This is a genomic window from Oceaniglobus trochenteri, from assembly GCF_020529025.1.
GTDB classification, from domain to species: domain Bacteria; phylum Pseudomonadota; class Alphaproteobacteria; order Rhodobacterales; family Rhodobacteraceae; genus Oceaniglobus; species Oceaniglobus trochenteri.
In genome coordinates, this window is record NZ_JACNMM010000004.1 from 239,254 (window position 1) to 253,119 (window position 13,866).

Sequence of the window (13,866 nt, forward strand, 5' to 3'; positions counted from 1 at the left end):
TCGGCACGGGGCTGACCCTGCTCAGACAGAGGCAGAGCCAATGGCCATTGAACGCACCCTTTCGATCATCAAACCCGATGCCACCAAGCGCAACCTGACCGGCAAGATCAACGCCAAGTTCGAGGATGCCGGCCTGCGCATCATCGCGCAGAAGCGCATCCAGCTGACCAAGGACCAGGCCGGCAAATTCTACGAAGTGCATGCCGCCCGCCCGTTCTACGACGAACTGTGCGAATTCATGGCCTCGGGCCCGGTTGTCGTGCAGGTTCTGGAAGGCGAAGGTGCCATCGGCAAGAACCGCGAAGTGATGGGTGCCACCAACCCCGCCGACGCCGCCGCCGGCACCATCCGCGCCGAGTTTGCCGAATCCGTCGGCGAAAACTCGGTCCACGGTTCGGACGCACCGGAAACCGCCGCGGAAGAGATCGCTTTCTACTTCTCGGGTCTTGAACTGGTCGGCTGATCCGTTTCGATCCCGAAAAGAGGGGGTCTGCGCGACGGCGCGGGTCCCTTTTTCGTGGGCGATCTTCGGGGCTGTGCGTTAATACTACGTGTGGTTGGTTGGATCGGTCGTGAGAGCCTGGAGCCCAATCTGAAGATTGTTGAGCAATGAACGAATGCCTGCTGAAGATCTCTATGGATCTTCAATGATGCAGGACGATATCGAAATTCTCATCCGGAGACGGTGCGACGAAGTAGTTCGAGATATGCCAATACTGCTCGTCCGACACCGCGAATGGATGATTGCCCTGGGCGTTGCGGGCGTGTAGCCGTGCCAGGCAAACCTCGTCGGGAACATCCAGAACATGAAGGACGTGAGAAGCGTCCGTCTGTTCGAGCATGCCACGCATCCAGTTGCGTGCCTCGACGGTGTTCGCCTGGAAATCCAGAACAACCGACACGCCCGCATCAAGCAGCGCCGTGACGTGCGGTGCCATGATCTCGCGGAGTTTCCTCGTGCAGCGGACGTAATCGCCAAGCGACTTCATTTCGTCAGCAAACAGAGCATTCAGCCAGTCGTCTTCCGAAATTGCGACAGTCCCCGGCGCAGCCCCGAGGTTGCGGGTCAGCGTCGATTTCCCGGAGGCGATCTTTCCGCAGATCATGTGCAGCGTAGGTGGATTTTGTTGCATTGTCCCCCGGTTTCAGAGCACTGGGTCGTGCGAAGATTTATTGATGAGAGCGATTGAGGCATAACGTTTCGCAGTGCAATAGTCATCGTCTGAGCCCAACGCTACAGTCCATTGCGACCGACAAGCTGACATTCTCAGCCGTTCTTCTTCGCCGCCACCGCCAGGCCCGGCACCGGCTTGCGGAATTCAAGACGCAGGGTGTCGCGGTGCAAATGCTCGATGCTGAAGCCGGCCTCGGCCAGGGCCGCGCGCAGGTATGCCTCGCTGTGGCAGTTGCGCCCTGATGGGTTGAGCCCGTAGCCGGGGGGCGGGATGTCGGCGGGGGCTTCCTCGACCGTGAAGATAAGCCATCCACCCGGCGCAAGTCGCCCGGCCAGGTTGGTGAACACCTCTTGCAGGCGTCCGAAATAGACCAGGACATCGGCGCAGACCGCAAGGTCGAAGGTATCGTCGGGCAGGGTTTCGGCGGCGGCCAGGTCGCTGCGGCACAAAAGATCGTAGGTGCCCTTGGCCAGGCATTTTTCCAGCATCGCGACCGAAAGGTCGGCCCCGTGCAGCAGGCTGGCCCGTGGGCGCAGGTGCGGTTCGCACAGCCCCGTGCCGCAGCCCGCGTCGAAAACCTTCAGGCTGTTGTCGCGCGCCAGCCCGATATCGTCGAGAACGGTTCCGATCATGTTCGGCCCGTTGTTGCCAAGGGCGGCCAGGCTGGTGTCATAGGTTTCGGCGAAACTGTCGAAGATGCGGTTGGCGGTTTCACGCTGGTTGATCTGTTCGATCCCGCCGGACAGCGCCGCGCGCAGGGTTTCCACCCGCTTGTCCAGCACATCCTTGTCGCCCAGCAGGGGAAGGCCGGTGTCCAGCACACGCAGCGCCTCTTGCTTTTCGCCGTGGTGACCCAGCAGCGACACCAGCCCAGAAAGCGCCCGCCCCGGCGTGCGCGAGGCCTTGAGCACGGGCGCAATGTCGATCTGGCCCGGTCGGAAGGTGCCGTTCTCGAGGTGGCAAAGAGTGTGAAGGAACAGCGCCTCGTCGCTGTCGGGGGCCAAAACCAGCGCCTTGTCCAGATGCGGCGTGGCCTTGGCGTGCTCGCCCAGCAGGATCAGGACATTGGCCATGTGAACCAGAGCGACGGCCTGGTCGGCGTAATGCGCCTCGACCTCGGCCAGGCCCTTGTACAGCTGCGCGCGGATCTGGTCGGCGATGTCGCTTCGGTCGCATTCGCGCAGAAGCGAGTCGATGATCGCGCCCTGTTCCATGGGCACCTCGCCGCAGCGCAGGGCGGCCATGCAGTTTTCAAGGGTGGCGGACTTGTTTCCGTTGCGCAGGAAAGTGCGCGCTTCGAAGGTGAGGCGGGCGCATTCCTGCGCTGCGGCGGCTTCGGCATCGCTTTGTGTCATTTTGCAAAATCCTCGGGTTCAATGGCGATAGTGAACCCGAAAGGCATGGCGCGACGCCAGTATTATTTGCGCGCCACAACGCCGATGCGGTCAAGCATCGCCTCAAGTGCGGCGCGGTCGGTGTCGGAGTGTTCGGCCTTCAGCGCATCGAACCGGGCGCGCAGGGCGTCTTTTTCGGCGCCCTTGCAATCGTTCCACGGGCGCCCCTGAAGCCCCATTTCGATGACGTAATAGGAAATGAAATGGGCCCGCATTCCGCCCTGCAACAGCCGGGCATAGGCGGCATCGGTTCCCAGGTCGCGCAATTGCTCGGCGCTGTCGATTCCGACCTTGGCCAGGGCCTGTGCCATGGCCGGGCCAAGGTTGCGGATGGTGGTGACCGGCGTTGTCATGACCCTGTTCTAGGGCAGTGCCACGGCGTCGCCAAGGATCAGAATGCGGCCCAGTCGGTGAAGCGGACGGGCGGCTTTGCGGGCTTCGAGGCCTTGGGCGACTTGGACTCTTGGGCGGGGGTCTGATTCGGTGTGGGCATTTCTTACTCCTGCGTTAAGCCGGTAGGTCGAGTTCGTTCAGCTTTGCAGTGAATTTGGGCGACTTTTGGGCAGTGCCGCGCCATTTGCCAGCCCTGTGGAGGAAAGGCCACAGGGCATTTCCGGCCTCGGCCAAACTCTGCCGAGGGTGGTGAGAAAGCCACGTTTGCGCCGCCGCAGCGCAGCTCAGTTGCCGCTTTCGCCCAGCCTGCGGCCCTCGTCGAGTTCGTTCTGATCCCAAAAGCCGATGATGTAGCCCCGGCGCAGTTCACCCCCCGCGCGGGCGGCGATGGATTCATCGCTGATGGTGACACGGTTGTGATGGCCCCGCGCCCAGGCGTTCATCGCGTCGGTCAGCCGGGCGATGTGATCGGCGCAGGCCGGATCGTCGCCCCGGTCGTGCAGTTCCTGCGGGTCGGTTTCCAGATCGTGAAGCATGGGGCGGAAGCCTTCGGCATGCACCATCTTCCAGCGCCCGTCGAAGACCATGACAAGGCGGCAGTCGCCGATGGGCTGATCCAGGATCTTGCGGGCCCGCCGCGCCGAATAATCATATTCGCTGAACACATGCTGGCGCCATTCGGGCCTTTCGCCGCGCAGGAGCGGCAGGAGCGAGCGCCCTTCAAGGATATGCGGCTCTGGCGCGCCCCCGGCCCAGTCGGTGAAGGTGGGCAGAAGGTCGATCGCCTCGACCAGGTGATCGCAGACCTGGCCACGGGTGGCGTCGGCCTGCGCCGAGGGATCGACCAGGATCATCGGAATGCGCGCCGAGGCATCGTGAAACAGCTCTTTCTCGCCCAGCCAGTGATCGCCCAGGTAATCGCCATGGTCCGAGGTGAAGACGATCAGCGTTTCGTCGGTCAGCCCCTTTTCGTCGAGAAAGGCCATCAGCCGCCCGATCTGATCGTCGATCTGGGTGATCAGCCCCATGTAGGCCGGGATGACCCTTTCGCGCACCTCGTCGCGGCTGAAGGCCTGGCTGAAGCGGTGCTGGTGATAAGCGGCAAGCACGGGGTGGGCGCCGTCACGTTCGGCGGGGTCGCGGTTGACCGGGATCACATCATCGGCGCCATACATGTCGTGATACGGGGGCGGGGCGATGTAGGGCCAGTGGGGCTTGATATAGCTCAGATGCAGGCACCACGATCTGTCGGCGGCCTCTTCGATGAACTCCATCGCGCGGGTGGTGGTATAAGGGGTTTCGGAATGACGCTCGTCCACGCGGGCGGGCTTGTCGGCGTTTTCCATCAACCAGCCCGAGGCAAGGCCGTCGTCGCCCTGCGCGGCATTGGCCCAGTCGTGCCAGGGGTTGTCGGCTTCGAAGCCGGCATCGCGCAGGTGGCTGTTGTAGTGGCTGGGCTGGGGGCCGCCGTCGGGGTGCAATCCGTCCAGCCTGTCCCAGACCTCGAACCCGCATTCGGCGATGCGCCGCCCCTTGTCGGACTCGGGGTCGATCCCCAGGCGTTGCATCCCGGCGATGTCGGCGGCCATGTGTGTCTTGCCGCAAAGGGCCGTGCGCAGGCCCAGCGGCTCAAGGTGATCGCCCAGCGTCATTTCACCGGCGCGCAGGGGAAAGTTGTTCCAGGTTGCGCCGTGCGAACGGCAATAGCGCCCGGTATAGAACGACATGCGCGACGGCCCGCAGATGGGCGATTGCACATAGGCCCGGTCAAACCTGACACCGCGCGCCGCCAGGGCATCGATATGGGGCGTCTTGATATGTGGATGCCCGGTGCAGCCAAGATAATCGTGGCGCAGCTGATCGCACATGATGAAAAGGATGTTCTTGTGCGGCATTGGTCACTCCTGCGGCCGGGGCAATCGCGTCATGCCGCCCCTTCGACGTGGGCCCTGAAGTTGCCAAGGATCGCCTGCCAGCCGTCGCGCTGCTGGTCCAGAGGAAATTCGTCTTCGGGGTCAAAGCTGACCCGCACGACGACGCCCCCGTCCTGGGGCAGGAATTCGACCGTCGCGCTACGCTCGCCGAAGCTGTACTCGATCAGGCGGTGTTCGACGATCCGGGTATAGGTTCCGGCAAAATCGAAGCCCATGCTGCCGTCTTTCGCTTCCATCCGGGATGAAAACGCGCCGCCCTCGCGCAGATCCACGCTGGCCGAGGGGCAGTGCCAATCGTCCGAGGCCTGGTTCCAGCGGGTGATGTCCTCGGGGGTGGTATAGGCGCCCCAGACCGTTTCGATCGGTGCGGCGACGGTGGTTTCGACGGTGATTCTGTCCTGGGTCATCGGGTCATTCCTTGGCGGTCGGGGCGTTCTTCACGGCGGGCAGGGTGGGGCGAAAGCGACGCGACGGCAAGCATGGATTCGCATGGGGCGGATCGGCGCCTGTTGGGGCCCGCGGCGACGATTGACAGGGGGGATGGGCGTTCCTACATTCAAGGCATGAAGGCTCATGCAAACCAATTTCGATTTCCCTTGCTGAACCGCCCCTATCCCCGGGCGGTATAGGCGCATTTGCGCCCGGCGCACTTCCCGGGGTTCCTTCTTCACACATCACTGACACCGCAACGCCGCCCCGCGGCAAGCCAACGATGTGCAGCGCCGACCCCCATCGACCAAGACCTGACAATTGCCCAAAGGGCCGAAACCAGAACCCCGCCGATCCGGGTTCGGCGGCGACCGCCCGGACATTTCAAACCACCGTTATTCAAGGAGTTCCGCAAGTGAACCAGCAGACAACCGAAAGCGTGAAGAAACGCACGACCCGCCGCCCCAAGATCGTGATCAACGCCGATGAACTGGCCCATATCGAAGGGCTGGCCGAAGGGGCATGGAATTCGAACCCCGCCCTGGCCGAGCGTTTGCAGGATGAGATCGCCCGCGCGCGCATCGTCAAGCCCGCCAAGATGCCCGCCAATGTCATCACCATCGGCAGCCTGGTCACCTATCGCGACGAAACCACCAAGCAGGAGAAGACCGTGACCCTGGTCTATCCTGAAAAGGCGGATATCTCGTGCCAGCGGATTTCGGTGATGACACCCATCGGCGTGGCGCTTCTGGGGTTGCCGGAAGGGGCCGAGTTTCACTGGGACACGCGCGACAACCAGCGCCGGATGCTGACGGTGGTTCGCGTCGAACAACCGGGTGGCGAAGCCTGAGCGCGCGATGCGGGGCAGGGCGCCCCGTCACAACCGGGCCGGGCGGCCTGCCTTGTCACAGGGTGGGTCGGCCGGCCTCGTCCACGCTTTCGCGGTATTGCGTGGGGGGCACGCCGTGGCGACGGCGAAACCGGGTTGAAAAGTAATAGGCGTTGCTGAACCCCGTGCGTTCGGCCACCTGGGCGATCCCAAGGCGCGACATGCGCAGGAACTGTGCCGCGCGGTCCAGCCGCACACTTTCGATATAGGCCTGGGGTGACATGGCCATCTGTTCGCTGAACAGGATGGTGAAGCGCGACCGCGACATCCCCACCTCACGGCTGAGCGCCTTAACGCTCAGCGGCTGATCGAAGCGTTCGGCGACGATATCCAGCGATTGACGGATGCGCGGGTCAAGGCCCACCGTCTTTTGCAGAGGGTTCAGCCCGTCGCACAGCAGGATTACCCTTTCCAGATGGTTGAGCGCAAGATCGTCGCTGAGCCGCGAGGCGGATCGGAAACACTCCAGCATCCGGTGCATTTCCACCTCGATTTCATCAAGGGCCTCGCTGACATCCAGCAGCATCGTGCCCCGGCCCAGTTGCGGCCAGACCAGCCAGGGAAGCCAGTGCGCGCGCGGGTGGAAATGCACCCAGATGTCACGCCAGGCGCCGTCTTCGTGCAGGTGGCCGTAATCATGCCGCGTACCCGGCGCGATCAACAGCAGCGAACCGCGCCGCATTATGGTTTCCTCACCATCCACCTGGACATAACCCAGCCCGGAAAGCGTACAGGCCATCAGCCAATCCCGGGTGCCTTCGGGGCGCAGGGCGCGCGTCTGTCCGACGCCCTGAACCTGGAGATCGCCCAGAATCGTACCCTTCAGCGGTGAAGGTTCGAACGGCACGATACGCATATTCGCAACTTCCCTGTTGTTTGGCCCGGGCCACTGATGCGCGAAACACGAGCGCATGCGGATATCTCCATAGTCGCACCGCGCTGCGGGGCTGGCAACCGGGCGGTTCTGTCTTCTGGAACCGGGCGCCGACCGCTTGAATAGGCGCGAGAGCCTTCCATGCTTGCATATCGGCGGATGATCGCAGGGCGGGCGTCGCCGCCGGCGTTAGGGTTGCGGGAAGGTCGGTTGCCATCTGGGCGGGCTTTGGCCCCCGATCCCCGCCTGTTTCAATGAGGAGTGGGGCAGGACAATATCGAAGGTCATCGGAACATGGCTTTATTCCGGTGTCGTGTGATCGGCCTTATCGTCGTCAAACCACGGTTGGACACCGGGGCATGCGACAGGGGGAGGGCATGATGTACCGAACAGCGACCGGCGCTTTGCGCCCGACACGGCCAACTGCGGCATCCCGACTTTTTCCAACCTCTCATACGACTGCGCTTTGGCAAACTGCGCCAGTTGTCGCACGCAACTGCCCCCCTTCGTCGGAGCTGTGACGTCATGACGGCTGGAACCTCCGATGTGCATGAACTGAAGACCGACCGTGTCGCGCTGACGGTCGATCCGGCCTTCGGGGCGCGGGTTCTTGCGCTGACCGATCGCGCAAGCGGCCGGCAATGGCTGCTTGAAGGCGCACGATGCAATGACGTGTCTGACGACGTGGTGTTCCTGGGCGACGAATCGCGTGGCTGGGACGAGTGCTTTCCAACCGTCCTGTCCTGCGAGAACGCGGACTGGGGCAAGCGGCTGCGCGATCACGGCATGCTCTGGGGGCGGCCCTGGGCTGTGGCCGACGCGGGGCCGCAGCACCTTGAGACGGTCTTTACCGGCGAAGGTGTGCGCTTTTCCCGCCGGCTGAGCGTGAAGGGCGCGGTGGTCACGGCCGCCTACGCTGTCACCTCTCAATCCGACAGGCCGCTGCCCTATCTCTGGAGCCAGCATTGCGTTCTGTCGCCCCGCGAGGGCGACCGGATCGTTTTGGCCGGGCAGGGCAGGATGCAGGGGGGCGACAGCGCCTTTGACTGGCCGCATCATCCCACCCGCGACCTGACCATGGTGGGCGAACTTTCCGAAGGCTATGTCCTCAAGGCCTATGCGCCGACGCCCGGGTTGGCATCGGCGGCGATCATCGGGCGCGACGGCGGGCTGCGTTTCGATTGGGCCGGCGCAGATGTTCCGGCGCTGGGCCTGTGGCTTGACTACGGGGGCTGGCCCGACAAGAACAAACCGCTGGTTCAGGTCGCGATCGAACCGACAACCGGAGAAGCCGACGATCTGGCCGGTGCCCTGGCGCTGGGCCAGGAACGTTGGCTGGCCCCGGGCCAGACCCATGAATGGCCGGTCGGGCTGTCGCTGCTGGACGCGGAACAAGGAGAATGACGATGACGAAGAAGCCGAAGGTGGAACGGCGCGACTATTCGCTGACCGGCGAAAGCGCGCGCCAGGCGGCCGAGGCCGGGCTGGTCGCTGCGGAATGGTATCACACCGAAATTCCGCGCAAGCAGATGAAGGCGCTGATGGCGCGCAGCGACGGGCCGGCCATGCGCGACACGATCCTCTGGGCGGTACTGCATGTGCTGACCGCGGCAGGGGGCATCTATTTCTGGGGCAGCTGGTGGTGCGTGCCGTTCTGGATCGCCTATGGCGTGCTTTACGGTTCGGCCTGCGATTCGCGCTGGCATGAATGCGGCCATGGCACGGCCTTCCGCACCCGCTGGATGAACGATGTCGTCTATCACATCGCGTCGTTCCAGGTGATGCGCAACCCGATCAACTGGCGCTGGAGCCATGCGCGCCACCACACCGACACCATCATCGTCGGCCGCGACGCCGAGATTGCCTGGATGCATCCCGTCAACCTTGCGCTGAAGTCGCTGGCCTATGTCGGTGTCGTCGAGGTGTGGAGGTACTTCAAGGCCATCACGCGCAACGCCATGGGCAGCCTTTCACCGGACGAACAGAACTATACCCCCGAATCCGAATGGCCCAAGTCGATCATGGTCGCGCGGATTCACCTGGCCATCTATGTTGCCACCGCCCTTGTCGCGCTGGGCATGTTGCTGTCGGGCATGGGCTGGGCGTCGCTGATCCCCTTCATGGTTATCGGGCTTCCCCGCATCTATGGCTGCTGGCACATGGTCATGACCGGACTGCTCCAGCATGGCGGCCTGGCCGAGGATGTTCTGGATCACCGGCTGAATTCGCGGACGGTCTACATGAACCCGATCAGCCGCTGGATCTATTGGAACATGAACTATCATGTCGAACACCACATGTTCCCCATGGTGCCCTATCACGCGCTTCCCCAACTGCACGAGATCGTCAAGCACGACCTCCCCGAGCCCGACCCCTCGATCTGGGTGGCCTATCGCGACATGGTGCGCGCCATCCTGCGCCAGCGCCGCGAGCCGGGCTATTACCTGCGCCGCGACCTGCCCGAAACCGCGCGGCCCTATCGCGAGGATCTGCACCAGGCGATCCCCGAGCGGGCAACGGCGTGAGTGCCGGGGGAAAGTGACATGGGCGACTGGATCGATGTGTGCGACGCCGATGACATCGAGCACGAGGATGTCATGCGCTGGGATCACGACGGGCGCACCTTTGCCATCTATCGCGCCCCGGATGGCGCGGTCTACGCCACCGACGGGCTGTGCACCCACGAACAGGTGCACCTGGCCGACGGGATGGTGATGGACCACGAGATCGAATGCCCCAAGCATAACGGGCTGTTCGACTACCGCAGCGGCGCACCCCTGCGCGCCCCGGTCTGCGAGGCGCTGGCGACCTATCCCGCCCGTATCGAAGGGGGGCGCATTCAGGTCATGCCGGACCAGGCCGGATAGGGCCCGCACGGCCCCCTGGGCGGGGCCCTTGCCGCAAGAACACGTCCGGCACCCGAAGGTGACGGCACAAGACACCACCACACGACACGGAAAACATCGATCCAGAAGGAGGAGTTTGGACATGATGCTGAAGACACTCGCAAAGGCCGCCGCAATCGCGCTGGCAACCAGCGCCCTGGCGGGGCCGCTGGCCGCCCAGGACCGGAAGATGGGCTATACCGCCATCGACCTCACCAACCCCTATTTCATCGCCCTGACCGACGGGATGAAGCAGCGTGCCGACGAACTGGGCATCGCGCTGACCATCCATGACGGCAAATCCGACCCCGCCAGCCAGGTCTCGGCCATCGAGAACTTCATCGTTCAGCAGATGGATGCGATCCTCGTGTCGCCCATCGACCCCCGCGCGCTGGAACCGCTGGTCGACCAGGTGAAGATGAACAGCATACCGATGATCAGCGTGGCCCAGGGCGTGCCCGGTTCGGACGCCTTCCTTGGCCTTGACGAACGGGAATACGGCCTGTCCATCGGCCGGATCGCGGGCCAGTACATCGTCGACAACATGGGCGGCCAGGCCGAAGTTGCGATCCTTACCTATCCGGAACTGGCGCCGGTGATCCTGCGCGGCGAAGGCATCCGCGACGGCATCCTGGAAATCGCCCCCGAGGCGAAGGTCGTGGCCGAACAATCCGCCGCCACGCCCGAAACCGGGGCCGCCGCCATCGAGGCGATCATGCAGGCCCACCCCAACGTGCGCGTCGTGGCCGGCATCAACGACGCGGGCGTGCTGGGCGCCTACGAGGCCCTGGCTGGCATGGGCGTTCCCACCGAAGAGTTCGCGCTGTTCGGCCTGGATGCCACCCCCGAGGCACTGGCGCGGATGCGCGATGGCGGCATGTACAAGGCCACCGTCGACATCGCACCGGTCGAAGCGGGCAAATCGGCCATCGACCTGGCAATCCGCGTGATCGAATCCGGCCCCGTGGCCGACATGATCGTGCAGGACATGGTGCCCGTCACCGCCGAAACCCTGTCGGCCAACTAAGCCGACCCCCGGCCGCCGGCACCCTGTCGGCGGCCAAATCTGCGGAAGGGCCAGAATGACGTCCATTCTTGAATTGAAGCAGCTTTCCAAAAGCTATCCGGGGGTTGCCGCTCTCAAACCGTTTGACCTGTCGTTCCGCAAGGGCGAGGTTCATGCCCTGCTGGGCGAAAACGGCGCGGGCAAATCGACGCTGATCAAGCTGATCACGGGGGCGGTGCGCGCCGATGCAGGCGCCGTGATCCTGGATGGCGAAGACGTGCTGGGCCACGATCCGGCTGGCACGCTGTCGCGCGGGATCGCTGCGATCTATCAGGAATTTTCGCTGTTTCCCGATCTGACCGTGGCCGAGAACGTGTTTTTCGGCCGCCAGATCACGAAGGGCGGCATGATCGACCGGCGCGCCATGGAAGAGGAAACCGCCCGCATCCTCAAGGATCTGGGCACCGATATTTCACCCCGCGCGCCCGCGCGCAGCCTTTCAGTGGGCCATCAGCAACTGGTGGAACTGGCCAAATCGGTGTCGCGCAACATCCGCGTGCTGATCATGGACGAACCCACCGCGCCCCTGACCAACCGCGAGGTGGGTTTCCTTTACAAGGTGGTGGCCAAATTGAAGGCGCGGGGCGTCACCATCATCTATATCTCGCACCGCCTGAAAGAGGTCTTCGACCTTTGCGACCGCGTCACGGTGCTGCGCGACGGCGATCTTGTCAGCACGGTGGACACCGCCGACACCACCGAGGCCGAGCTGGTGCGCCAGATGGTGGGCCGCGAGGTGATCCACGATCACCCCGTCTCGACCGCGCAGCAGGGCGAGGTTCTGCTTGAGGCGCGGGGCCTGTCGTCGCCCAAGGTGCATGGTGTCAGCTTCAAGGTGCGGGCCGGTGAAATCCTCGGGCTGGCGGGGCTGGTGGGGGCAGGGCGCACGGAAACCGCGCGCCTGGTCTTCGGAGCCGACAAACGCGACGCGGGCGAGGTGATCGTCGATGGCAAGGTGGCGCAGATCCGTTCGCCACGCGATGCCATCGCCGCCGGAATCGGGCTGATCCCGGAAGACCGGAAAAGCCAGGGCGTGCTGCTGAACCAGTCGGTGACCTTCAACGCGGTTTTCGCGGCCCTCTCGCGGGTGTCGCCCGGTCTTCTGGCCGATGCCCGTGCCGAACGGGCGGCGGCGCAAAAGCTCTGCGATCAGCTGCGCATCAAGACGCCGACCCTTGAACAGCTTGTGGGCCGCCTGTCCGGCGGGAACCAGCAGAAGGTGGTTCTGGCCAAGTGGTTGCTGACCGAAAGCCGGGTTCTGATCTTCGACGAACCGACACGCGGCATCGACGTGGGCGCGAAAGAGGAAATCTATGCCCTCATGCGCCGCCTGTCCGACAGGGGTGCCGCGATCATCATGATTTCATCCGAGATGCCCGAGCTTCTGGGCATGTCCGACCGCATTCTCGTGCTGGCCGAAGGCCGGGTCGCGGGGGAACTTTCAAAAGACGAATTCGACCAGGAGCGCGTGCTGCGCCTCGCCTCGGGTCTTGAGATGATGGGAGAGACAGCATGAGCACGGAGACGACGGCAGGACCGGTGCCACAGGGCGGAGATCGGCGGCGCGCCATCGTGGCCCGGCTGGCGCAATACGGCATCTATTTCGCGCTGCTGATCCTCGTGGTGTTCTTCACCATCAGCAGCGACGTGTTCCTGAGCAGCGCGAACCTCCTGAACGTGCTGCGCCAGGTGTCGATCATCGGGATCTGCGCCGTGGGGCTGACCTTCGTTCTGCTGACCGGCGGGATAGACCTGTCGGTCGGCTCGGTGATCGGCGTGGCGGGCATGACCTGCGCCACCCTGACCGCTGCCGGTTTTCCCGTGGTGGTGGCGGTGGCGGCGGCGCTGGCCTTCGGGCTTCTGGCCGGGCTGATTGCAGGGTTCATCATCAACGAAGCGGGCATTCCGCCGCTGATCACCACGCTGGGGCTGATGACCACCTTTCGCGGTGTCTCCTACATCATCGGCGGGGGCCTGCCGGTCTATGGTGTGCCCGACACGCTGAAGTTCCTGGGGCAGGGCTATGTCTTCGGCATCCCGGTTCCGGTCATCCTCATGGCGGCGACACTGGCCTTCGGGCACATCGTGCTGACCCATACCCGCTTCGGGCGCGAGGTTTACGGCGTGGGGGGCAACGAAGAGGCTGCGCGCCTGTCGGGGGTCAACGTCAAGTGGTTGAAATACAAGGTCTATGCCCTCAGCGGCACCCTGGCGGCCTTTGCCGGTATCGTGCTCATGGCGCGGGTCAACTCGGGTCAGCCCAAGGGGGGCGAGGGCTATGAGCTTGATATCATCACGGCGGTCGTGCTGGGCGGCGTTTCGATCTTCGGCGGGGTGGGGCGGCTGACCGGCGTGCTGGCCGGTGTGCTGATCATGGGTGTTCTGGCAAACGGGATGATCCTGCTGAACATCAACGAATACGTCCAGTGGGTGGTAAAGGGCTCGGTCCTGCTGGCCGCCGTTGCGCTGGACCAGCTGATCAACCGTCAGGGCAAGTCGGGCTGACGCCCGCGCCGGGCGGGTTTCCCAAGGGGTGCCCGCCCGCCGCTCCCCTTCGGCCCCGGCCCGCGTGCGCCAAGGCACCTATGCCACGACCAGCGGAACGCCGTTCTTGTTCGACCTGTGCAGCAGCTCCTTCACCTCTTTTGCACGCTCGACAATTCTTGCTGCCGGGACGGCGACGGCGTCATCCTTGCGAAGACCGGGAAACAACGAAAATATCTCTTCCCGCGCTTCGCGCGATACGGATTTTATGGCCTGTGGCCCGGTGAAAAGGCTCTCGGTAAGCGCGCCGGCCGCGTTCACCACTTCATGCCCCGCGAACATG

General features: G+C 64.0%; 15 protein-coding genes. 8 read left to right on the forward strand and 7 right to left on the reverse strand.

Annotation, left to right across the window (positions count from 1 at the left end):
• Window positions 1–40: 40 nt before the first annotated feature.
• A complete protein-coding gene (gene ndk / locus H7828_RS08545) occupies window positions 41–463 on the forward strand; it encodes a nucleoside-diphosphate kinase (RefSeq protein ID WP_226780600.1) in 423 nt (140 codons plus the stop codon).
• A gap of 181 nt (window positions 464–644) precedes the next feature.
• Here ndk and H7828_RS08550 read toward each other — a convergent pair whose 3' ends face one another.
• From H7828_RS08550 to H7828_RS08570, 5 genes are all read right to left on the reverse strand, one after another.
• Entirely contained in the window at window positions 645–1,133 is a 489-nt protein-coding gene (locus tag H7828_RS08550; RefSeq protein ID WP_226780601.1) for a P-loop nucleotide/nucleoside kinase family protein, read from the reverse strand.
• Between the two features lie 134 nt (window positions 1,134–1,267).
• The gene (locus H7828_RS08555) at window positions 1,268–2,530 is read right to left on the reverse strand and encodes a methyltransferase domain-containing protein (protein WP_226780602.1); all 1,263 of its coding nucleotides are present in this window, start codon (window positions 2,528–2,530) and stop codon (window positions 1,268–1,270) included.
• A 62-nt stretch (window positions 2,531–2,592) separates the two neighbouring features.
• On the reverse strand, window positions 2,593–2,922 hold the full coding sequence (locus tag H7828_RS08560) for a TfoX/Sxy family protein (RefSeq protein WP_226780603.1): 330 nt from the start codon (window positions 2,920–2,922) through the stop codon (window positions 2,593–2,595).
• A gap of 324 nt (window positions 2,923–3,246) precedes the next feature.
• Window positions 3,247–4,857 (reverse strand): alkaline phosphatase family protein, encoded by a 1,611-nt coding sequence (locus tag H7828_RS08565; RefSeq protein WP_226780604.1) that lies wholly within the window; start codon window positions 4,855–4,857, stop codon window positions 3,247–3,249.
• A 29-nt stretch (window positions 4,858–4,886) separates the two neighbouring features.
• Complete coding sequence (locus H7828_RS08570) at window positions 4,887–5,303, reverse strand: SRPBCC family protein (RefSeq protein WP_226780605.1); 417 nt, start codon at window positions 5,301–5,303, stop codon at window positions 4,887–4,889.
• A 437-nt stretch (window positions 5,304–5,740) separates the two neighbouring features.
• Here H7828_RS08570 and rnk point away from each other — a divergent pair, with 437 nt between their 5' ends.
• Window positions 5,741–6,175, forward strand: a complete 435-nt coding sequence (gene rnk / locus H7828_RS08575; protein ID WP_226780606.1) for a nucleoside diphosphate kinase regulator — start codon at window positions 5,741–5,743, stop codon at window positions 6,173–6,175.
• Between the two features lie 55 nt (window positions 6,176–6,230).
• On the opposite strand, the gene H7828_RS08580 is transcribed toward rnk, so the two are convergent.
• Window positions 6,231–7,070 carry a helix-turn-helix domain-containing protein gene (locus H7828_RS08580; protein WP_226780607.1) on the reverse strand — a complete coding sequence of 280 codons (840 nt, stop codon included), beginning with the start codon at window positions 7,068–7,070 and terminating at the stop codon, window positions 6,231–6,233.
• 543 nt (window positions 7,071–7,613) lie between these two features.
• Between H7828_RS08580 and H7828_RS08585 the strand changes: the two genes are divergently transcribed.
• From H7828_RS08585 to H7828_RS08610, 6 genes are all read left to right on the forward strand, one after another.
• Window positions 7,614–8,492 carry an aldose epimerase family protein gene (locus H7828_RS08585; RefSeq protein ID WP_226780608.1) on the forward strand — a complete coding sequence of 293 codons (879 nt, stop codon included), beginning with the start codon at window positions 7,614–7,616 and terminating at the stop codon, window positions 8,490–8,492.
• Between the two features lie 2 nt (window positions 8,493–8,494).
• Window positions 8,495–9,613, forward strand: coding sequence for a fatty acid desaturase family protein (locus tag H7828_RS08590; protein ID WP_226780609.1), 1,119 nt, complete (start codon window positions 8,495–8,497; stop codon window positions 9,611–9,613).
• An 18-nt stretch (window positions 9,614–9,631) separates the two neighbouring features.
• Window positions 9,632–9,955: a MocE family 2Fe-2S type ferredoxin gene (locus tag H7828_RS08595; protein WP_226780610.1), complete on the forward strand. Its 324-nt coding sequence runs from the start codon at window positions 9,632–9,634 to the stop codon at window positions 9,953–9,955.
• Window positions 9,956–10,076: 121 nt separating this feature from the next.
• Complete coding sequence (locus tag H7828_RS08600; RefSeq protein WP_226780611.1) at window positions 10,077–11,000, forward strand: sugar ABC transporter substrate-binding protein; 924 nt, start codon at window positions 10,077–10,079, stop codon at window positions 10,998–11,000.
• A gap of 55 nt (window positions 11,001–11,055) precedes the next feature.
• Window positions 11,056–12,555, forward strand: a complete 1,500-nt coding sequence (locus H7828_RS08605) for a sugar ABC transporter ATP-binding protein (RefSeq protein WP_226780612.1) — start codon at window positions 11,056–11,058, stop codon at window positions 12,553–12,555.
• Window positions 12,552–13,544, forward strand: a complete 993-nt coding sequence (locus H7828_RS08610; RefSeq protein ID WP_226780613.1) for an ABC transporter permease — start codon at window positions 12,552–12,554, stop codon at window positions 13,542–13,544. Before H7828_RS08605 ends, H7828_RS08610 begins: the two co-directional genes overlap by 4 nt.
• A 78-nt stretch (window positions 13,545–13,622) precedes the next feature.
• Here the strand turns inward: H7828_RS08610 and H7828_RS08615 are convergent, their stop codons facing one another.
• Window positions 13,623–13,865: a Hint domain-containing protein gene (locus tag H7828_RS08615; RefSeq protein WP_226780614.1), complete on the reverse strand. Its 243-nt coding sequence runs from the start codon at window positions 13,863–13,865 to the stop codon at window positions 13,623–13,625.
• Window position 13,866: the final 1 nt, after the last annotated feature.